This window comes from Luteimonas composti, from assembly GCF_042678665.1.
GTDB lineage: Bacteria > Pseudomonadota > Gammaproteobacteria > Xanthomonadales > Xanthomonadaceae > Luteimonas > Luteimonas composti.
Map to the genome: position 1 here is coordinate 535679 of NZ_JBHTKU010000004.1, position 20333 is coordinate 556011.

Below are 20333 nucleotides of genomic sequence, written 5' to 3' on the forward strand. Positions count from 1 at the left end.
CCCGCCGCCGCTCAGGCCCCGGCGTAGCGCGCCGCGCCGCCGATCCAGCGGTCGACCACGCGGTCGGCCGCGTCCGGCGCCTCGCGCACCAGCGCCTCGGCGATCTGTTGCACCCCCGGCAGCAGGTCGGCATCGCGGGCCAGGTCGGCGATGCGGAAGCCCACGAGGCCGGTCTGGCGGGTGCCCAGCAGTTCGCCGGGGCCGCGCAGTTCGAGGTCCTTCTCGGCAATGACGAAGCCGTCGCCGGTGCTGCGCATGGTGTCCAGTCGCTCGCGCGCCATCTGCGACAGCGGCGGCTGGTAGAGCAGCACGCAGCTGGAGGCCTGGCTGCCCCGCCCCACCCGCCCGCGCAGCTGGTGCAGCTGCGACAGGCCCAGCCGCTCGGCGTTCTCGATGATCATCAGCGAGGCGTTGGGCACGTCCACGCCGACCTCGATGACGGTGGTGGCAACCAGCAGGTCGAGTTCGCCGGCCTTGAACGCGAGCATGGTGGCCTGCTTGTCGGCCGCCTTCATGCGGCCGTGGACCAGGCCCACGCGCAGGCCGGGCAGCGCGGCGGTCAGCTGCTCCCAGGTGGTCTGCGCGGCCTGCGCGACCACCTCGTCGCTCTCGTCGATGATCGTGCAGACCCAGTAGGCCTGCCGGCCCTCGGCGCAGGCGGCGCGGATGCGCTCGATCAGATCGGGCCGGCGCCCCGCGCCCAGCACCACGGTCTGCACCGGGGTGCGCCCCGGCGGCAGTTCGTCGATGGCCGAGACATCGAGGTCGGCGTAGGCGGCCATCGCCAGCGTGCGCGGGATCGGTGTGGCGGTCATCACCAGCTGGTGCGGCGCGATCCCCTCCGCCGCGCCCTTGTCGCGCAGCGCCAGGCGCTGGTGCACGCCGAAGCGGTGCTGCTCGTCGACGATCGCCAGGGCGAGGTCGCGGAACACCACGCCTTCCTGCATCAGCGCATGCGTGCCCACCACCAGCTGCGCGGCCCCGCTGGCGGCATCGGCCATGACCGCGCTGCGCGCCCGTCCCGACACCTTGCCCGCCAGCCAGGCCACGCGCAGGCCCAGCGGTTCCAGCCAGCCGCGGAGATTGGCCAGGTGCTGTTCGGCGAGCAGCTCGGTGGGTGCCATCAGCGCCGCCTGCCGGCCGCCGCCGATTGCCATGAGCGCGGCCATCGCCGCGACCACGGTCTTGCCGCTGCCCACGTCGCCCTGCACCAGGCGCAGCATCGGCACACCCTTGCGCAGGTCGGCACGGATCTCCTCGAACACGCGCTCCTGCGCACCGGTCAGCGCGAACGGCAGCGCCCGGCGCAGGCGCGCGAGCAGGCCGGCGTCGTCGTCGAGCACCGGCGCGACGTGCGACTGCAGGGCGATGCGCTGGCGCCGCAGGCTGAGCTGGTGGGCCAGCATTTCCTCCAGCGCCAGTCGCCGCTGCGCGGGATGGGTGCCGGCGAGCAGTGCGGCGACGTCGGCATCGCGGGGCGGCCGGTGCAGGGTCAGCAGGGCCTCGCGCAGGCTGGGCAGGGTCGGCGTACCGGCCAGCAGGCCCCGCGGGAGGAGTTCCAGCGCCTCCTCGCCGGGCAGCCGGTCCAGGGCCTGGCCCACCAGCCGCCGCAGCGTCGCCGGGCCGATGCCCTCCACCGCCGGATACACGGGGTCGAGCGCATCGCCCAGTCCACCATCCTCGCCCGCGCCCAGCACCCGGTAGCTGGGATGCACGATTTCCAGCCCGTGCTGGCCCGGGCGCGGCGTGCCGTAGGCGCGCACCCGCGCGCCGACCCGGAACTGGTTGACCTGCTGCGAGCGGAAATGGAAGAAGCGCAGCACCAGCGTGCCCCGCGAGCCGTCGTCGAGCGCCACGCGCAGCATCGGCCGGTAGCGGAAGCCGCGCTCGACCGCCTCGACCACGCCCTCCACCTGCGCCGCCGCCCCGGGCTGCAGCATGGCGATGGGCGTGATGCGGGTACGGTCCTCGTACTGCCGCGGCAGGTGCAGCCACAGGTCCTGCAGGCTCAGCAGGCCGCGCGCGGCCAGCTTCTCTGCCACCGCGGGCCCGACACCGGCCAGCGTCGTCAGCGGAGCGTCGCCGGCGGCCGCGAGGACGGGGGCTGGCCTGGCCATGCGATGGGCGGTCAGCCCAGCGCCATCACCGCATCGACCTCGAACAGCACGCCCTTGGGCAGCGCCGAGACCTCGATGGTCGAGCGAGCCGGGTACGGCGCCTCGAAGTACTCGGCCATCACCGCGTTCACCGCGGCGAACTGCGACAGGTCGGTCAGGTACAGCCCGACGCGGACGATGTCGGCCATCGAACCGCCGGCCGCTTCGGCCACGGCCTTGAGGTTGTCGAAGGCGCGCCGCGCCTGCGCGTCGATCCCGCCGGCGACGACCTCGCCGGTGGCCGGGTCGAGCGGGATCTGGCCGGAGAAGAACACCGTGTTGCCGGCGCGCGTGGCCTGCGAATACGGGCCGATCGCGGTGGGCGCCTGGTCGGTCTGGATGGGCGTACGTGGCATGGGACGTTCCCGTTCGGAAAGCCCGGATTATAGGTCGCGCCGCCCGCGGGGCAGCGCGGGTCGCTACATGCGCTGCACGCCGTGCACGGCGGCCAGGCGGCGCGTGCGCCGGATCACGTCGGCCAGGTGCTGGCGGTTGCGGACCTGGATCGAGAAACGGATCACCGCGATATTGGTATCGCGCTCCAGGTACTCCACGCCTTCGATGTTGGAGTTGGCCTTGGCGATGGCGGCCGCCACCTCCGCCAGCGACCCGGGCCGGTTTTCTGTTTCGATGATCAGCCCGACCGGATACTCGCCGATCACCTCGCGGTCCCAGCCGATCGCCACCCAGCGGTCCAGCGACTTGCGGTACTCGGCCACGTTGGGGCAATCCAGGCGGTGCACCACGATGCCCTTGCCGGCGGTGTGGTAGCCCATGATCTCGTCGCCGGGAATCGGCATGCAGCAGTTGGCGAAGCTGATCACGCCGCGCTCGTGTCCGCTGATCAGGATGCGCTCGCCGTGGCGCGGCACGCGTTCGCCACCGCTCGCCGCAGCGGTGGACCCGTCGGCCTGCGCCAGCGCGGTCGCCACCTGCGAGGGCATGCGGTTGCCCAGCGCGATGTCGGCCAGCAGTTCTTCCAGGCGCGGATAGCGCAGCTCGCCCAGGTAGGCGTCCAGGCGCGCCTGCGGAAGGCGGTCGAGCGAGGTGCCCACGTCCTCCAGCGCGCGGTCGAGCATGCGGTGGCCGAGAGTCACCGCGTCCTCGTGCTCGAGCTGCTTGAGCTGGGCGCGGATCGCGGTGCGTGCCTTGCCGGTGACCACGAACTCCAGCCACTGCGGCTTGGGCAGCGAGGACTTGGCGGTGACGATCTCCACCGTCTGCCCGCTGACCAGCTTGGTGCGCAACGGCACCAGCTTGCGATCCACGCGCGCGGCCACCGCGGTATTGCCCACGTCGGTATGCACGGTGTAGGCGAAGTCGAGCGCGGTGGAATTGCGCGGCAGCGACAGGATGTCGCCCTTGGGCGAGAACAGGTAGACCTCGTCGGGGAACAGGTCGACCTTGACGTTCTCGAGGAACTCCAGCGACGACCCGGTGGCGCGCTGGGATTCGAGCAGGTTCGCGATCCACGAGTGCGCGCGCGCCTGCGCGCCACTGGTCGCCATCCCGTGCTTGTAGGCCCAGTGAGCGGCGATGCCGCGTTCGGCGATCAGGTCCATCTCCTCGGTCCGGATCTGCACCTCGATCGGCGAACCGTAGGGACCGAACAGCACCGTGTGCAGCGACTGGTAGCCGTTGGCCTTCGGGATGGCGATGAAGTCGCGGAAGCGGCCGTCCAGCGGTTTGTAGACCGAGTGGGCCACGCCGAGCGCGTGGTAGCAGTCGGCGACCGAGGTGAGCACGATGCGGAAGCCGAACACGTCCATCACCTGGGCGAAGGTCTTTCCCTCGCTGCGCATCTTGCTGTAGATGCTCCAGGGCGACTTGACCCGGCTCACCAGGCGGTACTTGAGCCCTTCGCTGGTCAGGCGCTGGGCCAGCTGCGCCTCGATCTTGGCCATCGCCTCGCGCCGCAGCATCGGCTGGCCGCGGATGTGCTTTTCCAGGATCAGGTGGCGCAGCGGATGCAGGGCGTGGAAGCCGCGATCCTGCAGTTCGGCCTTGATCAGGTTCATGCCCAGGCGCTGGGCGATGGGCGCGTAGATCTCGAGCGTCTCGCGCGCGATGCGCTCGCGCGCCGGCCCCGGCTGCGCGCCGAGCGTGCGCATGTTGTGCAGGCGGTCGCTGAGCTTGATCAGGATCACGCGCAGGTCGCGCGCCATCGCCAGCATCATCTTGCGGAAACTTTCCGCCGCCGCCTCCTGGCGGCTGCTGAAGCTCAGCTTGTCGAGCTTGGTGACGCCGTCGACCAGTTCGGCCACGGTCTCGCCGAATTCGCCTGCGAGCTGCTCGCGGGTCAGCGGGGTGTCTTCGATCGTGTCGTGCAGGATCGCCGCGACCAGGGTCTCCACGTCCACCTTCTGGTCGGCCAGCACCTTCGCCACCGCGACCGGGTGGGTGATGTAGGGCTCGCCCGACTTGCGCGTCTGCCCCTCGTGGGCCGCCGCGCCCACCGCCCAGGCGCGCCGCAGCAGGGCGCGCTGGTCCTCGGGCAGGTATCCGGCGGCGCGCTCGAACTCGCGCACGTAGTCCGGCACGTCCTCCTCGGACGAAGGCACGGGCTGGATCAGGGCGGGAACACCGGACGTCATCCCGCGAGCCTAATTGGAAGGGGTCGAATGGGGAATAGGGGCGCACCGGCAAAGCGCGCAAACGCGAAGGCCCCGCCGGAGCGGGGCCTCGCCGGAAACGCCAGCGGGAAGATCCATCGCGGATCCCGCAAGGCGTTCTTACAGATCGTCGCCCTTCATGTCGTCGTCGCCGGCGACCACTTCGGCGGCGGCCCACTCCAGCGCCTCGCGCTCCTTGCGCTCGCGCTCGGCCTTGTCGACGGCATCGATGAACGGCTGGTCGATGCGGCGCGCGGCGATCTCGCGCAGCGCCAGCACGGTCGGCTTGTCCTGCGCCTCGGCATTGTCGATCTGCGGATCGACGCCGTTGGCGAGCTGGCGGGCGCGCTTGGCGGCCATCATGACGAGCTCGAAGCGGTTGTCGACCACTTGCAGGCAATCTTCAACGGTGATGCGGGCCATAAGTCTCCGGCGGCGCGGCGGCCGTCGCTCAGTGTTGGGGAGAACCGGGAAGTCTAGGCAAACGGGCGGCAAGAATCAAGCTGCCCCCATTGAAATCAGCAAGTTAGGCTCGCGACGGGGCGGTTTGCAGCGCCTGCGCAGCCGTGGCGGGACCGGATCGGCTCAGTCCTCGGCCAGCAGCGCCCCGATCAGGCCGGCATGCCGCCGCACCTGCAGGCTCCGCCGCAGGCGGCTCGCCAGGAAGATCGCGCACATCTCCTCCACCGCGGTGTCGAAGTCCTCGTTGACGATGACGTAGTCGAACTCGTCGTGGTGCGACATCTCCTCGCGCGCATTGGCCATGCGCCGGGCGATCGTCTCGTCGCTGTCCTGGCCGCGCTTGCGCATGCGCTCCTCGAGCGCGGCGCGCGACGGCGGGAGGATGAACACGCTGACCGCGTCCGGCACCTGCGCCTTCACCTGCTGCGCGCCCTGCCAGTCGATCTCCAGCAGCACGTCGCGGCCCGCGGCCAGCTGCGGCTCCACCGACTGGCGGGCGGTGCCCTTCCAGTCGCCGTGGACTTCGGCGTACTCGAAGAAGTCCCCGGCGCGGATCATCGCCTTGAACTCGTCGGCGGTGATGAAGTGGTAATGCTCGGCATGCCGCTCGCCCGGGCGCGGCGCGCGCGAGGTGAACGACACCGACAGGCAGATGTTGCGGTCGCGCGCCAGGCAGGCGTTGACGATGCTGGACTTGCCCGCGCCCGAGGGCGCCGCGACGATGAAGAGGGTTCCGCGCATCAGCGGGTTCTGACGGTCCGGGCCGGGCATTGTACGCGGCGGGCGCCGGCCGCGCCCGCTATTCGATGTTCTGCACCTGCTCGCGGATCTGGTCGATCAGCACCTTCAGTTCGACCGCGGCATTGCTGGTGCGGGCATCAACCGACTTGGATCCCAGCGTGTTGGCCTCCCGGTTGAACTCCTGCAGCAGGAAATCCAGGCGCCGGCCGACCGGCTCCTTCTGCCGGAACACGCGCCGGATCTCGTCGACGTGGCTGGCCAGCCGGTCGAGCTCCTCGTCCACGTCGAGCTTCTGCAGCGACAGCACCAGTTCCTGCTCGACCCGCGCCGGGTCCGCGCCCTGGGCAAGTTCGGCCAGGCGCGCCTGCAACCGCGCCCGCAGCGCGTCCCGGATCGCCGGGACCAGGCCGCGCACCTCGCCGGCGATGCGCTCGATGCCGTCCACGCGCTCCAGGATGGCCGCGACCAGCTTGCCGCCCTCGCGTTCGCGCGCGGCGACGAACTCGTCCAGCACCGCGTCCAGTAGCGCCAGCGCCTGCGCCTGCAGTTCGGCCGGGTCGGCGGCCTGCGACTGCAGCACGCCCGGGAACTGCAGCAGCTCCACCAGGCCCACGCGCAGGTCGGGGAACGGCCCGCGCAGCCCGGCCGCCAGCTCGCCCAGGCGCGACACCAGGGCATCGTCGACCTGCAGCGAGACCGCCGAGCCGGTCGCGCGCAGGCGCAGCGTGAGGTCGACCTTGCCGCGCGACACGCGGCCGCCCACGCGTTCGCGCAGCGCCGGCTCCAGCGCGCGCAGCTCGTCCGGCAGGCGCACGCCCAGTTCCAGGAAGCGGTGGTTCACCGCGCGCAGCTCGCAGCCGAGCGTGCCCCACGGGGTGTTGCGCTCGCCCGAGGCGTAGGCGGTCATGCTGCGGATCGACATCGGGCATCCGGTGCGTCAGGGGAGGCAATGGTAATCTGGCGCCCCGTTTTCTGCCGGAAATCCCGTACATGAGCATTGCCCGCCCCAGCGGCCGCGCGCCCGACCAGATGCGCGAGGTCCGCATCGAGCGCGGCTACACGCGCCACGCGGAGGGCTCGGTACTGGTCTGCTTCGGCCAGACGCGCGTGCTGTGCACGGCCAGCGTCGACAACAAGGTGCCGGGCTTCCTGCGCGGCAAGGGCGAGGGCTGGGTCACGGCCGAGTACGGCATGCTGCCGCGCGCCACCCATACCCGCAGCGACCGCGAGGCCTCCCGCGGCAAGCAGGGCGGACGCACGCTCGAGATCCAGCGCCTGATCGGCCGCACCCTGCGCGCCTGCGTGGATCGCGGCGCGCTCGGCGAACGCACCATCACCCTGGACTGCGACGTGCTGCAGGCCGACGGCGGCACCCGCACCGCCGCCATCACCGGCGCCTACGTGGCCCTGGTGGACGCGGTGCGCTGGCTGCAGCAGCGGCGCGAGATCAGCCGCGACCCGGTGTTCGGCGCGGTGGCAGCGGTGTCGGTGGGCGTCTACCGCGGCGTGCCCGTGCTCGACCTCGACTATGCCGAGGACAGCGCCTGCGACACCGACATGAACGTGGTGATGAACGACGGCGGCGGCTTCATCGAACTGCAGGGCACGGCCGAGGGCCACGCCTTCCGCCGCGACGAGCTCGACGCGCTGCTGGCGCTGGCCGAACTCGGCATCGGCGAACTGTTCGCCGCCCAGCAGGCGGCGCTGGCGCAGCAGTGAGCCGGCGACTGTCGCTGGTCACCGTGCTGGTGGCCGACTACGACGAGGCCATCGCCTGGTACACGCGCGCACTCGGCTTCGTGCTGCGCGAGGACGCCGTGCTGGGCGACGGCAAGCGCTGGGTCGTGGTTGCGCCTGCCGATGACGCCGGCTGCGCGCTGCTGCTTGCCCGGGCGAGCGAGCCCGCGCAGCGGGCGCGCATCGGCGACCAGGCCGGGGGCCGCGTGGCCTTCTTCCTGGAAACCGGCGATTTCGCCCGCGACCACGCCGCGATGCAGTCGCGCGGGGTGGAGTTCCTGGAAGCGCCGCGCCACGAGCCCTATGCCACGGTCGCCGTGTTCCGCGACCTGTACGGCAACCGCTGGGACCTGCTGGAGCCGCGCCGGTGAGCGCGCGCCTGGTGCTGGCCAGCGGCAACGCGGGCAAGCTGGCGGAGTTCCGCGCCCTGCTGGCCGATGCGGGCCACGCGCTGCTGCCGCAGGCGACCCTGGGCGTGGAGGACATCGAGGAGACCGGGCTGAGTTTCGTGGAGAACGCGCTGCTCAAGGCGCGGCACGCGGCGCGCGCGACCGGCCTGCCCGCGCTGGCCGACGACTCGGGCCTCTGCGTCGATGCGCTCGGCGGTGCGCCCGGCCTGTATTCGGCGCGCTATGCCGGCGGCCACGGCGATGCGCACGCCAACATCGAGCGGCTGCTGCACGAACTCGACGGCGTCCCCCCCGAACGGCGCGGCGCACGCTTCCGCTGCGTGATCGTGCTGCTGCGCCACGCCGGGGATCCCGAGCCCCTGATCGCCGAAGGCAGCTGGACCGGCCGCATCCTCAATGCGCCGCGCGGCGCGCAGGGCTTCGGCTACGACCCCGTCTTCCTCGACCCGGCGCACGGGCTGAGCGCGGCCGAACTGGCGCCGGCGCTGAAGAACCGCATCTCGCACCGTGGCCAGGCGATGGCGCAGCTGCGCGCGCGCCTGCACGAGGCCCTGCGCTGACGGCCGCCGGGCCCGCGGATTCCCGATGCAGCTGATCCCGCCGCCGCTCTCGCTCTACGTGCACCTGCCCTGGTGCGTGCGCAAGTGTCCGTACTGCGATTTCAATTCGCACCAGGCGCGCGGGCCGCTGCCGTTCGAGGCCTATGTCGACGCGCTGCTGGCCGACCTCGACCACGACCTGCCGCTCGCCTGGGGCCGCACCGTGCATTCGGTGTTCTTCGGCGGCGGCACGCCCAGCCTGTTCCCCGCGGCGGCGATCGACCGCTTCCTGCAGGGCGCCTCGGCGCGCCTGCGCTTCGCCCCCGGGCTGGAGATCACCCTGGAGACCAATCCGGGCACGGCCGAGCACGGGCGCTTCGAGGACTACCTGGCCGCGGGGGTGAACCGCATCAGTTTCGGCATCCAGAGCTTCGACGACGGCTGCCTGCAGCGGCTCGGCCGGATCCACGACGCGGCGCGCGCGGAAGGGGCGGTCAAGCTTGCCCAGGACGCGGGCTACGACAATCTCAATCTCGACCTGATGTACGCCCTGCCCGGGCAGTCGCTGGCCATGGCCGCGCACGATGTCGAACGCGCCCTGGCGCTGGCGCCGGCGCACATCTCGCACTACCAGCTCACCCTCGAACCCAACACCATGTTCGCCCTGCGTCCGCCCGAAGGCATTCCGGATGAGGACCTGGCCTGGGACATGCAGGAGCACTGCCAGGCGCTGCTGGCCGACGCGGGCTACGCCCAGTACGAGGTCTCGGCCTATGCGCGCCCCGGGCGCCAGTGCGCGCACAACCTCAACTACTGGCGCTACGGCGACTACCTCGGCATCGGCGCCGGCGCCCACGGCAAGCTCAGCCTCGGCGCGGAGCAGGCGATCCTGCGGCGCTGGAAGGTCCGCCATCCCACCGCCTGGCTGGCCGCTGCCGGCACGGAGAACGCGATCGGCGGCGACGAGCGCGTCGCGGTCGCGCAGCGGCCGTTCGAATTCATGCTCAACGCGCTGCGGCTGGTGGACGGCTTCGCCCTGGCCGACTTCGAGGTCCGCTGCGGCCTCCGGGCCGCGGCCATCGATGCGCCGCTGGCGCAGGCCGTCGAACGTGGCTGGCTGACCCTGGACGGGGGCCGCGTGCTCCCCACCGCCCTGGGCCGCCGCTTCGGCAACGACGTCATCGCCCTGTTCCTGGCGGATGGGCCGGCGATGGGAAGTGGCCGATCCGCGCCGGGCATGTAAGTATTCCGGCACCTCCGGGCCGGTCATCCGCATGCCGACTGCTCCCTCCAAAGACGCAGCACCGCCCCCGCGGTCGCTCGCCAACGCCGGACTGCCGCGCCGCGTGCACAAGGCGCTCGAAGCCGCGCTGACCCTGGTCACCGATGCCATCGAGCCGCAGCTGGCCATGATGCTCGGCGAGTTCGAGGAAGAACTGTTCCGGCTCGCCGACCAGGCGCGCAATCCTGGCGTGGAATCGGGCTACATGGCCACGCTGCGCTCGTTCCGCCTCAGCCGCGCCGACCTGGTGCCGCGCTTCATCCTCGAGATCGAGGCCGCCACCGCGGCGATCCGCACCCCGCCTTCGACGCCCCCGGCAACCGCAACCCAGGAAGAAGGCCGGCCTTCGCAGCAGGGCTTCGGCCGGCTGAGCCTGGTCGACGAGGCGGTGATGGACGAAGGCATGGTGCTGCGCGAAATCGCCAGCCGCCAGGAGGGCCGCGCCAACCTGCCCCTGCACCTGCTCGGACAGCGCTTCGGCGTGCTGGCGGGCACCCCGGCCTTCGACGCCGAGCGCCTGCCGCTGGGCCCGCACGGGATCTGCCGGGCGATGGGCGCGGTGGCCAAGGCGCTCGACATCGAGCACGACTCGCGGCTGCTGCTGTACAGGATCTTCGACCGGCACGTCATGTCGGGCTACCCCAAGCTGCTCGAGCGCCTGGACCAGCTGCTCGACGAGCAGGGCATCCTGCGCGGCCTGACCCATGTCCCGGTGCGCGCGCGCCCGGTGCCGCAGCCCCAGGGCGAGGGCCGCGGCGGCGCCGGCACCGGCGCGGCGGGGAGCGGCGGTCCGGGCGGCAGCGGCGGCGCGGGCGGAGGCCGTGGCGGATCCGGCGCGGGCGACGGCACTGGACGCGGCGCGCGCGACCTCGACCCGCAGCGCCCCCATACGGGCTGGCTGGGCGAACCGGTCGAGGCGACCGACGACGAGGAGCGCATCGCCACCGAGCAGCTGCAGCAGCTGCTGCAGAGCCGGCGCGAACTGCTCGGCAAGCTGCGCCCGGCCGGGCGCGGCAAGAGCCCGGGCACGGTGATCGGCACCGACGAGATCAGCGACGCGCTGGGGCACCTGCAGGGCCAGCCGCTGGCGGTCGGCGGCGCGCCGCAGACCCTGGCCGACGTCAAGCAGACCCTGCTGGCGCAGGCCCGGCAGCGCGCGGGGAAGAACGTCGAACTGTCGCCGCGCGACAACGACACGTTCGAGCTGCTGGGCATGCTGTTCGGCAACCTCGCCGAGGAAATCCGCCCGCAGGCCCCGGCCGCCGCCCTGGTCCAGCGCCTGCAGGTGCCGTTGCTGCGCGTGGCGCTGAAGGACAGCGCCTTCTTCGTGCGCAGCCGCCACCCGGCGCGGCAGCTGCTCAACACCGTCGCCGAGAGCGCCGCCAGGTGGCTCGACGAGGGCGACTACGATCCGCAGTTCCTGCCGCCGCTGCAGAACGCGGTCAACCACGTCGTCGAGAAATACGACGGCGACATCGAGGTCTTCAGCGCCTCCAACGAACAACTGCAGACCCACCTGCAGGCGCAGGTCCGCAAGGCCGAACTGCTCGAGCGCCGCCACGCCGAGGCCGCGCGCGGCAAGGAAAAGCTGGAGGTGGCCAAGCTGCGCGCCGCCGAGGTGATGACCGAGGTCATCGGCGACCAGCGCCTGCCGCACTTCACCCGCGCCCTGCTCAACCAGGCCTGGGCCGACGTGCTGACCCTGACCCTGCTGCGCCAGGGCGAGGGTTCGGACGCCTGGACGCGGCAGCTCGACGTCACCCGCCGCATCGCCGAGGCCTGCACGCGCGAGGACGCGCCGCGCGACCCGGAGCTCGTGGCCCACATCGAGTCGGCGCTGGCCCAGGTCGGTTACCACGGCGACGAAGCGAGCGTCATCGCCCAGCGCCTGACCAGCAACCGGCCGGAGGAGGCCGAAGGCGATCCGGCCTCGCGCACCGAACTGGCGATGAAGCTCAAGGCGCGCACCCGCCTGGGCGAGGACGCCGAACGCAAGAAGCCGCCGCTGCCGCCGCGCACGCCCGAGGAACAGGCGCGCTACGAGCAGCTGCGGGTGCTGCCGTTCGGCACCTGGATCGAGTTCACCACCAACCAGCAGGGCGACGTGGTCCGCCGCCGCCTGTCCTGGTACAGCCTGCTCACCGGCAACGCCCTGTTCGTCAACCATCGCGGACAGCGCGTGGGCGAGCAGTCGCTCGACAGCGTCGCGCGGCTGCTGGCCTCTGGCCAGGCCCGCATCGTCACCAGCGGCCAGGCCCGCCTGGTCGACCGCGCCTGGCAGGCGGCGATGCATGCGCTTCGCAGCTTCGCCGGGCTGGGCGACCGCGGCGAGAACGCGGAGGCGCAGGCATGAACCAGGAATTCCGGCGCGCCAAGCGGCGCAAGGCGTCCGACACCATCCCGGTCACCGACGCGATGACCGGCCGGGTGGTCGGCCGCATCGGCAACCTGTCTCAGACCGGACTGCTGCTGATCGCCAGCGAACCGCTGGTCGACGATGCCCTGTACCAGCTGCATTTCGCACTGCCGCACGACCACGGCCCGCTGGAGATCGAAGTGGGCGCGCACCTGCTGTGGATGGACAACGCCAGCGCGCGCTCGCAGCTGTGGGCGGGCTTCCGCTTCATCGCGCTGGGTGCCGAGCAGTCGCGGCGCCTGCGCAGCTGGATCGAGGCGCCGGGCAGCCACTACGAATAGCCCGCGAGCGCGTCGATCCGCGCGACACGGCGTTCGGTCGCCTGCAGCTTCAGGCCGCATGCGGCAGAATGGCGCCGGTTGTCTTTCGCGGAAAATCCCCCGATGTCCAGCGCCGCCTCCCTCTATTCCGACCACCTCGCCACCCTGCAGGCCCGCACCGCCACGGCGCTCGAACGCGGCGGCTTCGACCACCTGGTGGTGCCCAGCGGCACGGCGCACTACCAGGTCTTCGACGACCGCGATTATCCCTATGCGGTCAACCCGCAGTTCAAGCACTGGCTGCCGCTGACCCGCAATCCGGGCAGCTGGATCGTGGCCACGCCGGGGCAGAAGCCGAAGCTGGTCTACCTGCAGCCGCGCGACTACTGGCACGTGGTGCCGCAGGCGCCGGAAGGCTACTGGGTCGAGCACTTCGACATCGTGGTGATCCGCCAGCCGGAGGAAGCGCTCAAGCACCTGCCGCGCAACGCCTCGCGCTGCGCCGTACTGGGCGAGCCGCAGAGCGCGCTGGGCAAGTACGGCGCGTTCCTGCCCAACAATCCCCGGCCGGTGCTCGACTACCTGGAGTACCACCGCGCGTTCAAGACGCCCTACGAGATCGAGATGCTGCGCGAGGCCACGCGGCGCGGCGTACGTGCGCACCAGGCCGCCGAGCGCGCCTTCCGCAGCGGCGCCAGCGAGTTCGGCATCCACCTGTCCTACTGCCAGGCGGCCGGCCAGGACGCGGGCGAACTGCCCTACTCCAACATCGTCGCGCTCAACGAGCACGGCGCCGTGCTGCACTACACCGAACTCGACCGCGTGCCGCCGAAGCCCGCGCGCAGCTTCCTGCTCGACGCCGGCGCCAGCCACGGCGGCTACGCCTGCGACATCACCCGCACCCACGCGCAGGACACCGCGGGCGAGTTCCAGGCGCTGATCGACGCGGTCGACCGCGCGCAGCAGGCCATGTGCGCGCAGGTGCGCGCCGGCATGGACTATCGCCAGCTGCACCTGGATGCGCACCTGGCGCTGGCCGGGATCCTGCGCGAGGCCGGCATCATCACGGTGCAGCCAGAGGAGGCGGTGGCCACCGGCGTGAGCAGCGCCTTCTTCCCGCACGGCATCGGCCACGGCCTGGGCCTGCAGGTGCACGATGTCGCCGGCTTCGCCGCTTCCGACCGCGGCGGCACGATCGCCAGGCCCGAGGGTCACCCGTACCTGCGCCTGACCCGCACCCTGGAGCCGGGCTTCGTGGTCACGATCGAGCCGGGCATCTACTTCGTCGACATGCTGCTGGAAGACCTGCAGGCCGCGGGTCGCGGCGGCAGCGTGGACTGGAGCCGGGTGGACGCCTTCCGCCCCTACGGCGGCATCCGCATCGAGGACAACGTGGTCTGCACCGGGGGCGAGCCGCTCAACCTCACCCGCGAGGCCTTCGCCGGCTGAGCCACGCCATATCCCGTCCCCGCGCAACGCATCGGCGCCCGCGCCGCCTGCCTGGTGGCGGAGCGCCCGCCCCAGGCGCCATCGTCATGGCGTCGTTGCCGTGCTGCAACATGGGGTTTGCTGAAAATCGGTAAGAATCGATCCACCGGCCGGGCCGGTGGAGCATCTCCGAGCCCTGCCCGGATTCCTGTGTCTCTTCACGCTCCACTTTCTCCGGGGGAGGGTTCATGCTCGAGCAGTACGGTTTGACGCTGGCACTGGTCTGTGCGGCGGTAGCGATCGTCTACGGCATCATCCAGACGCAATGGATCAACCGGCAGCCAGCCGGCAACGAGCGCATGCGGCAGATCGCGGGCGCCATCCAGGAAGGCGCGCGTGCCTACCTCAACCGGCAGTACATGACGATCGGCATCGCGGGCGTGGTGCTGTTCGTGCTGGTCGGGGTGTTCCTCGACTGGTATACGGCGGTCGGCTTCCTGCTTGGCGCGGTGCTGTCGGGCGCCGCCGGCTACATCGGCATGAACGTCTCGGTGCGCGCCAACGTGCGCACCGCCGAAGCGGCGCGCCAGGGCATGGGCCCGGCGATGGACGTCGCGTTCAAGGGCGGCGCGATCACCGGCATGCTGGTGGTGGGCCTGGGCCTGCTCGGCGTCGCGGGCTACTGGGCCGTGCTCAACCTCGGGCTCAAGCTGCCCACTGCCGACGTGCTGCACGCGCTGGTGGGCGTGGCTTTCGGCTCGTCGCTGATTTCGATCTTCGCCCGCCTGGGCGGCGGCATCTTCACCAAGGGCGCCGACGTCGGCGCCGACCTGGTGGGCAAGGTCGAAGCCGGCATCCCCGAGGACGACCCGCGCAACCCTGCGGTGATCGCCGACAACGTGGGCGACAACGTCGGCGACTGCGCCGGCATGGCCGCGGACCTGTTCGAAACCTACGCGGTCACCGTGATCGCGACCATGCTGCTGGGTTACCTGATGGTGACCGAGGTCGGCAGCAATGGCGTGCTCTACCCGCTGGTGCTGGGCGGCGTGTCGATCATCGCCTCGATCATCGGCGCGTTCTTCGTCAAGGTGAGGTCCGGCGGCTCGATCATGGGCGCGCTGTACAAGGGCGTGATCGTGTCCGGCGTGCTGGCGGCGATCGCCTACTTCCCGATCACCCGCGAGCTGATGGCCGACAACGCCCACGGCGCGATGAACATCTACTGGTGCGCGCTGATCGGCTTGGCGCTGACCGGCGCGATCGTGTGGATCACCGAGTACTACACCGGTACCCAGTACGCCCCGGTCAGGCACGTGGCCCAGGCCTCCACCACCGGCCACGGCACCAACATCATCGCCGGCCTGGGCGTGTCGATGAAATCCACCGCGCTGCCGGTGGTGGCGGTGTGCATCGCGATCTGGGCGTGCTTCGCCCTGGGCGGCCTGTACGGCATCGCGATCGCGGCCACCGCCATGCTGTCGATGGCCGGCATGATCGTGGCGCTCGATGCCTACGGCCCGATCACCGACAACGCCGGCGGCATCGCCGAGATGGCGGAACTGCCGTCCGAGGTGCGCGACGTCACCGATCCGCTCGACGCGGTGGGCAATACCACCAAGGCGGTGACCAAGGGCTATGCGATCGGTTCGGCCGCGCTGGCGGCGCTGGTGCTGTTCGCCGACTACACGCACAACCTGGAGGCGGCCAACCCGGGCGCGAGCTTCGCGTTCGACCTGTCCGACCACCGCGTGATCATCGGCCTGCTGATCGGCGGCCTGATCCCCTACCTGTTCGGCGCGATGGCGATGGAGGCCGTGGGCCGCGCCGCGGGCAGCGTGGTGGAGGAAGTGCGTCGCCAGTTCCGCGAGATCAAGGGCATCATGACCGGCGAGGCCAAGCCGCAGTACGACCGCGCGGTGGACATGCTGACCCGGTCGGCGATCAAGGAAATGATCGTGCCCTCGCTGCTTCCCGTGGTGGTGCCGATCATCGTCGGCCTGCTGCTGGGGCCCGAGGCGCTGGGCGGCCTGCTGATCGGCACGATCGTGACCGGCCTGTTCGTGGCGATCTCGATGACCACCGGCGGCGGCGCCTGGGACAACGCCAAGAAGTACATCGAGGACGGCAACTTCGGCGGCAAGGGCTCGGAGGCGCACAAGGCCTCGGTCACCGGCGACACCGTGGGCGATCCCTACAAGGACACCGCGGGCCCCGCGATCAACCCGCTGATCAAGATCATCAACATCGTCGCCCTGCTGCTGGTGCCGCTGCTGTAACCGCGGTCGCCTAGGCGTGCGCTAAGCCCCGGCCATGCCGGGGCTTTTCTTTGCGCCGTTTCCGGACGCGGTTTTCGCAACTGCTTGACGATGGTCAAGGGGACGCGAACGACTGCGCCGCCAGGTCGAACCATGGCGTGCACAGCAGCTGCTGCCCCGCGACCGCCTCCGCGCCGGCCTGCCAGATCCGGCCGGCCTCCACGTCCTCGGCGGCGAAGAACGCCGTGTCGTCGAACGGCGCCACGCCCACGCACCAGCGCACGCGCCGGGGCGGCGCTGACGATGGCAGCGTCGTGCTGAACTCGCCCGCCAGCACCGCGCCTGGCGCCAGCTGCAGGGCGAGCGGCGTCGCCGGCACCGTCGGCCCGGTGAAGCCCGCGGGCGGGGGAAGTGCGAGGTGCCGCAGTTCCACTGAGCCTTCGGCCGCCTGCAGGACATGCGGCGCACCGATCGCGCCTGCCTCCTGTCGTCCGGTGAGCACCGCGCGGCGGTCGCCGCGATCGAACACGGCCAGCGATGCCTGGCCGGTGTTGCGCAGACGGTAGCGCACCCGCACTGCGTTCGGCATCTCCGGTTCGATGCTGGCCTCGAGCCGGACGCCATCGCGCTGGACGAGGGTGGACGCGGATCTTGCCGTGCTCATGGCCTGCCGCTCTCCGGACGGGATCGTGCCTGTTTCATCGTGGGCCATGACCTGTGTCCAGGTGGGCGCGCCTGCCAACACCGCCGCCGCGAATGCGCGGACACTCCAAATCGCGCCGCCCGCCTCGCGCCGGGCTTGCGCATGTCCAGGTCGCGCGACCGGATTCACCGGCCGCCACCGGAAAAAAAGATGGCCAGCCGGCACTGCGGTGCCGGCTGGCCATCCGTCCATCCCTGGAGCATGCAACCATGGCTCCCTGCCGCGGTTACAACCTGTAGCTGGGCCGGTCCGGCAGGCCCAGTTCCTCGCGCAGCCCGTTCTCGGTGAGATGGTCGGGATTGGCGGTCGTGGGCGGCGTGGACGGATCGCCGTCGAAGTCGAAGGGCGCGGCGGTGGTCTCCAGCCCCACCGCCTGGCGCTCGGAGTTGGAGATGCCGCGGTCGGCGGCGTCGGGGCCGCTGTAGTTGCCCGGCTGCAGCGAGCCGTTGACGAAGTTGTAGGCGTGCGACATCTCGTGGTACAGCACCACCACCGGCGCCGGGAACGCGTCCATGTGGAACGACGGGTTGTAGCGGATGTCGGTATCCACGCCGCGGCCGGCGACGCCGTTGGTGATCTGCACGTCGGGCCAGGTGGCGTTGGGATCGGCCGGCATGGCGTAACCGTTGTGCTCGTTGGCGAGTTCCTTGATGGTCACGGTGTTGCCGCGCGCGGCCGCGGTGGCGTCGAACTCGCCGAGCATGCGCTGGCCGTTGGGCGAACTGCGCAGGAAGTCGATCTCCGCCTGCACGCGCTGCACGAACGCGTCCGAGCCCTCGACCTTCAGGCTGCTGCCGGCCTGCGGGTCGATCTCGACGTTGACCACGGTGGGGCGCGCGCCGGTGGCGGCGTTGATCAGGTCGCCGATCTCGGCATAGACCGTGGTGCGGTCGCCCGCGCCTTCGATGGTGTCCTTGCCGGCGCCGGCATAGATGCTGCTGGCGCCGCTGGCGGCGTGGAGGACGTCGTCGCCGAGGCCGCCGGAGACCATGTCGCCCTCGCCCCGGCTGCGGAGGGTGTCGGCGCCCGCGCCGCCCTCCAGGAAGTTGCGGCCCGCGCCGCCGTCGATGCTGTCGTCGCCGTCGCCGCCGTGGATCACGTCGACGCCCCTGCCACCCTGGATCGTATCGTTGCCGCCGCCGCCAAACACGTCGTTGCGACCGCCGCCGGTGAGGGTCACGCGATCGTCGCCGGCGCCGGCGTCGATCCGGTTGTCGCCGCTGCCGGCGATGTCGACCTGGTCGGCGCCATCGCCCGTGTCGGCGACGATGTTGACGGTGACGTTGGCCGCGACCTCGATGACGTCGTCGCCGCCGCCGCTGCGGATGGTCAGCTCCTGCCCCTCCGCCATCGTCACGGCATACGCATTGCCATTGACCGTCACGTCGAGGGTCCCGTCGTCGCGCTGGCTCACGCCCACCCGGTCGTCGGCGCCGCCCGTGGTGAACACCAGCTGGTTGGCGCTGACGTAGGTCTGGCCGAAGCCGGCGTCGGCCAGGGTGACCTCGCGGGCGACCTGGAGGTCTCCGTCCCGATGCAGCGGGTCGACCTGGATGGTCTTGCCGTCCGGGGTCTGGCCCAGGGTCCGGTCCTGCGGGTTGCTGCGGCCGCCGTCGATCTCGGTGATGCCCAGCCGCGGCAGCAGCGACAGCACGTCCGGACGCTCGACCTGGCGGGGATCGACCGGGTTGCGGTCCAGCTCCGCGCCCGATTCCAGCAGGCGGCTGTCGGCGGACGGGTCGTCCCAGTAGCCGTCGGTGCGCGGCAGTGCGGCATCGGCGACGCGGGAGCTATCGGTGATCGACATGGCGCAGGTCTCACTGGCTCGGGGACGGGATCATGTGTACGCCTGCGTATGGGCCCCGCACAGCTGGGGCGTACCCTGCCTCGGGCCGACCCTAGGGGCTTCCACCGTCGGTCGCCGTCGCGTCCGCCGGGTTTTTCTGCAATGCAGCATCGGCTCGCGTAAAATGGCCCGATCCGCTCGCCGCGGGCGCCCCGCCCGCCCCACCATTCGGAGTTGCAGTCTCATGGGTCTCGACCACGTCGCCACCGGGAGGAATCCCCCGGACGAAATCAACGTCATCATCGAGATCCCGAAGGACTCCGAGCCGGTCAAGTACGAGGTGGACAAGGAGAGCGGCGCGATCTTCGTCGACCGCGTGCTGTCCACCCCGATGCGCTACCCCTGCAACTACGGCTACGTGCCCAACACCCTGTGCGGCGACGGCGACCCGGCCGACGTGCTGGTGGTGCTGCCGCTGCCGCTGGTGCCCGGCTCGGTGGTGCGGTGCCGCCCGGTCGGCGTGCTGAAGATGACCGACGAGGCCGGCAGCGACGAGAAGCTGCTGGCGGTGCCGGTGGCCAAGGTGTTCCAGGGCTACGCCCACGTCGACAACATCGACAAGGTCAGCGGCCACTGGCTCGAGCGCATCGGCCACTTCTTCGAGCACTACAAGGACCTCGAGAAGGGCAAGTGGGTCAAGCTCGAAGGCTGGGGCGGCGCCGAGGAGGCGAAGAAGATCCTCGTCTACGCGATGGAGCGGCACAACGCGCAGAAGGCCGCCGAAGCGGCCGCCTGACCCCCCGCGCCGGCCGGCGCTACGGCGTACCGGCCGGTGGCCGGTCCTGCCTGCGCAGGATCGTCAGGCCGATCAGGCGCGACACCACCAGGGCGATGTACATCACCCCGGCGAAGGCCTCGAGCATGACCAGCGCGCGCGCCGGGGGCGATACCGGCAGGATGTCGGTCAGGCCCACGCCCGAGAGCGTGCTGAAGCTCAGGAACAGCAGTTCGGTCCAGCTGCGCGGCGACTGCGGGTCGACCGCCGCCAGGAAGCTGCCCGGGAACCAGTACTGGCAGGCCGCATAAGCGAAGGCGAAGCCCCAGGCCAGCAGGGTGAAGGTTGCGCCCGCGGCGTAGAGTTCGTCGCTGGTGACCTTGTGGTCGCGCAGCATGTAGGCGATCAGCGCCGCCGCCGTGTAGAAGTACAGCGCCGCTTCCACCACGTAGGCGGATACCAGCGCTCCCGGGCGCGCGGCCAGCAGCGACCACAGCGACAGCCCGACCGACGCGACCGCCAGGGCCAGCGCGACGCGGGTGCTGGCCGCGCTGCGGTTGACCACCCACAGGGCCAGTACCAGCACCAGGATGCCGAACGCGCCGAATACCACACGCGCCGAGTCCGTGCCTTCCATCGCCGGGTAGAGCAGCACGCCGGCGAGCTGGACCAGCAGCAGCCAGCCCGAGGGGTGGCGCTTCGCGGCGACCAGCAGGCGCAGGGACTGGAACGAAGCCATGGGGCCGAGCCGGCGCTGCCGGCCTATGC

General features: G+C 71.2%; 18 protein-coding genes. 9 read left to right on the forward strand and 9 right to left on the reverse strand.

What is annotated here, in order from left to right; translation table 11 throughout:
• Positions 1-11: 11 nt before the first annotated feature.
• The 6 genes from recG to ACFQ2D_RS14510 all read right to left on the reverse strand — a co-directional run bounded on the left by recG (position 12) and on the right by ACFQ2D_RS14510 (position 6878).
• On the reverse strand, positions 12-2117 hold the full coding sequence (gene recG / locus ACFQ2D_RS14485; RefSeq protein WP_280942416.1) for an ATP-dependent DNA helicase RecG: 2106 nt from the start codon (positions 2115-2117) through the stop codon (positions 12-14).
• Positions 2118-2128: 11 nt separating this feature from the next.
• Positions 2129-2512, reverse strand: a complete 384-nt coding sequence (locus ACFQ2D_RS14490) for a RidA family protein (RefSeq protein ID WP_280942415.1) — start codon at positions 2510-2512, stop codon at positions 2129-2131.
• A gap of 63 nt (positions 2513-2575) precedes the next feature.
• Positions 2576-4750 carry a RelA/SpoT family protein gene (locus ACFQ2D_RS14495; protein WP_280942414.1) on the reverse strand — a complete coding sequence of 725 codons (2175 nt, stop codon included), beginning with the start codon at positions 4748-4750 and terminating at the stop codon, positions 2576-2578.
• Between the two features lie 138 nt (positions 4751-4888).
• Complete coding sequence (rpoZ, locus tag ACFQ2D_RS14500; protein ID WP_280942413.1) at positions 4889-5191, reverse strand: DNA-directed RNA polymerase subunit omega; 303 nt, start codon at positions 5189-5191, stop codon at positions 4889-4891.
• A 162-nt stretch (positions 5192-5353) separates the two neighbouring features.
• On the reverse strand, positions 5354-5971 hold the full coding sequence (gmk, locus tag ACFQ2D_RS14505) for a guanylate kinase (RefSeq protein WP_280942412.1): 618 nt from the start codon (positions 5969-5971) through the stop codon (positions 5354-5356).
• A 58-nt stretch (positions 5972-6029) separates the two neighbouring features.
• A complete protein-coding gene (locus ACFQ2D_RS14510) occupies positions 6030-6878 on the reverse strand; it encodes a YicC/YloC family endoribonuclease (protein ID WP_280942658.1) in 849 nt (282 codons plus the stop codon).
• 83 nt (positions 6879-6961) lie between these two features.
• On the opposite strand from ACFQ2D_RS14510, the gene rph reads away from it, so the two are divergent.
• The 8 genes from rph (at position 6962) to ACFQ2D_RS14550 (ending at position 16322) form a co-directional block, all read left to right on the forward strand.
• Positions 6962-7690: a ribonuclease PH gene (rph, locus tag ACFQ2D_RS14515; protein WP_280942411.1), complete on the forward strand. Its 729-nt coding sequence runs from the start codon at positions 6962-6964 to the stop codon at positions 7688-7690.
• Positions 7687-8079, forward strand: coding sequence for a VOC family protein (locus tag ACFQ2D_RS14520; protein WP_280942410.1), 393 nt, complete (start codon positions 7687-7689; stop codon positions 8077-8079). Before rph ends, ACFQ2D_RS14520 begins: the two co-directional genes overlap by 4 nt.
• Complete coding sequence (gene rdgB / locus ACFQ2D_RS14525) at positions 8076-8678, forward strand: RdgB/HAM1 family non-canonical purine NTP pyrophosphatase (protein WP_280942409.1); 603 nt, start codon at positions 8076-8078, stop codon at positions 8676-8678. Before ACFQ2D_RS14520 ends, rdgB begins: the two co-directional genes overlap by 4 nt.
• A 25-nt stretch (positions 8679-8703) precedes the next feature.
• Positions 8704-9900 (forward strand): radical SAM family heme chaperone HemW, encoded by a 1197-nt coding sequence (gene hemW, locus ACFQ2D_RS14530; protein WP_280942408.1) that lies wholly within the window; start codon positions 8704-8706, stop codon positions 9898-9900.
• 103 nt (positions 9901-10003) lie between these two features.
• Positions 10004-12292, forward strand: coding sequence for a DUF1631 family protein (locus ACFQ2D_RS14535; protein WP_280942407.1), 2289 nt, complete (start codon positions 10004-10006; stop codon positions 12290-12292).
• Positions 12289-12636, forward strand: coding sequence for a PilZ domain-containing protein (locus ACFQ2D_RS14540; protein WP_280942406.1), 348 nt, complete (start codon positions 12289-12291; stop codon positions 12634-12636). The genes ACFQ2D_RS14535 and ACFQ2D_RS14540 overlap by 4 nt, the downstream gene beginning before the upstream one ends.
• A 102-nt stretch (positions 12637-12738) precedes the next feature.
• Positions 12739-14064, forward strand: coding sequence for a Xaa-Pro dipeptidase (pepQ, locus tag ACFQ2D_RS14545; protein WP_280942405.1), 1326 nt, complete (start codon positions 12739-12741; stop codon positions 14062-14064).
• A gap of 227 nt (positions 14065-14291) precedes the next feature.
• Positions 14292-16322 (forward strand): sodium-translocating pyrophosphatase, encoded by a 2031-nt coding sequence (locus ACFQ2D_RS14550; RefSeq protein ID WP_280942404.1) that lies wholly within the window; start codon positions 14292-14294, stop codon positions 16320-16322.
• A 94-nt stretch (positions 16323-16416) separates the two neighbouring features.
• On the opposite strand, the gene ACFQ2D_RS14555 is transcribed toward ACFQ2D_RS14550, so the two are convergent.
• Both ACFQ2D_RS14555 and ACFQ2D_RS14560 read right to left on the reverse strand, forming a co-directional pair.
• Positions 16417-17133, reverse strand: coding sequence for a hypothetical protein (locus ACFQ2D_RS14555; protein ID WP_280942403.1), 717 nt, complete (start codon positions 17131-17133; stop codon positions 16417-16419).
• Positions 17134-17230: 97 nt separating this feature from the next.
• Positions 17231-18811 carry a M91 family zinc metallopeptidase gene (locus ACFQ2D_RS14560; RefSeq protein ID WP_280942402.1) on the reverse strand — a complete coding sequence of 527 codons (1581 nt, stop codon included), beginning with the start codon at positions 18809-18811 and terminating at the stop codon, positions 17231-17233.
• Positions 18812-19034: 223 nt separating this feature from the next.
• On the opposite strand from ACFQ2D_RS14560, the gene ppa reads away from it, so the two are divergent.
• Positions 19035-19586, forward strand: coding sequence for an inorganic diphosphatase (ppa, locus tag ACFQ2D_RS14565; protein ID WP_280942401.1), 552 nt, complete (start codon positions 19035-19037; stop codon positions 19584-19586).
• A gap of 19 nt (positions 19587-19605) precedes the next feature.
• Here the strand turns inward: ppa and ACFQ2D_RS14570 are convergent, their stop codons facing one another.
• Positions 19606-20304, reverse strand: a complete 699-nt coding sequence (locus ACFQ2D_RS14570; protein WP_280942400.1) for an ion channel — start codon at positions 20302-20304, stop codon at positions 19606-19608.
• Between the last annotated feature and the right edge of the window lie 29 nt (positions 20305-20333).

Excerpts from the sequence above, each read along its gene's own strand:
- ACFQ2D_RS14495 (WP_280942414.1), bottom strand. The coding sequence starts at position 4,750 with ATGACGTCCGGTGTTCCCGCCCTGATCCAGCCCGTGCCTTCGTCCGAG.
- pepQ (WP_280942405.1), top strand. The coding sequence starts at position 12,739 with ATGTCCAGCGCCGCCTCCCTCTATTCCGACCACCTCGCCACCCTGCAG.
- ACFQ2D_RS14510 (WP_280942658.1), bottom strand. The coding sequence starts at position 6,878 with ATGACCGCCTACGCCTCGGGCGAGCGCAACACCCCGTGGGGCACGCTC.
- recG (WP_280942416.1), bottom strand. The coding sequence starts at position 2,117 with ATGGCCAGGCCAGCCCCCGTCCTCGCGGCCGCCGGCGACGCTCCGCTG.
- rph (WP_280942411.1), top strand. The coding sequence starts at position 6,962 with ATGAGCATTGCCCGCCCCAGCGGCCGCGCGCCCGACCAGATGCGCGAG.
- hemW (WP_280942408.1), top strand. The coding sequence starts at position 8,704 with ATGCAGCTGATCCCGCCGCCGCTCTCGCTCTACGTGCACCTGCCCTGG.
- gmk (WP_280942412.1), bottom strand. The coding sequence starts at position 5,971 with ATGCGCGGAACCCTCTTCATCGTCGCGGCGCCCTCGGGCGCGGGCAAG.
- rpoZ (WP_280942413.1), bottom strand. The coding sequence starts at position 5,191 with ATGGCCCGCATCACCGTTGAAGATTGCCTGCAAGTGGTCGACAACCGC.
- ACFQ2D_RS14550 (WP_280942404.1), top strand. The coding sequence starts at position 14,292 with ATGCTCGAGCAGTACGGTTTGACGCTGGCACTGGTCTGTGCGGCGGTA.
- ppa (WP_280942401.1), top strand. The coding sequence starts at position 19,035 with ATGGGTCTCGACCACGTCGCCACCGGGAGGAATCCCCCGGACGAAATC.
- ACFQ2D_RS14490 (WP_280942415.1), bottom strand. The coding sequence starts at position 2,512 with ATGCCACGTACGCCCATCCAGACCGACCAGGCGCCCACCGCGATCGGC.
- ACFQ2D_RS14570 (WP_280942400.1), bottom strand. The coding sequence starts at position 20,304 with ATGGCTTCGTTCCAGTCCCTGCGCCTGCTGGTCGCCGCGAAGCGCCAC.
- ACFQ2D_RS14560 (WP_280942402.1), bottom strand. The coding sequence starts at position 18,811 with ATGTCGATCACCGATAGCTCCCGCGTCGCCGATGCCGCACTGCCGCGC.
- ACFQ2D_RS14540 (WP_280942406.1), top strand. The coding sequence starts at position 12,289 with ATGAACCAGGAATTCCGGCGCGCCAAGCGGCGCAAGGCGTCCGACACC.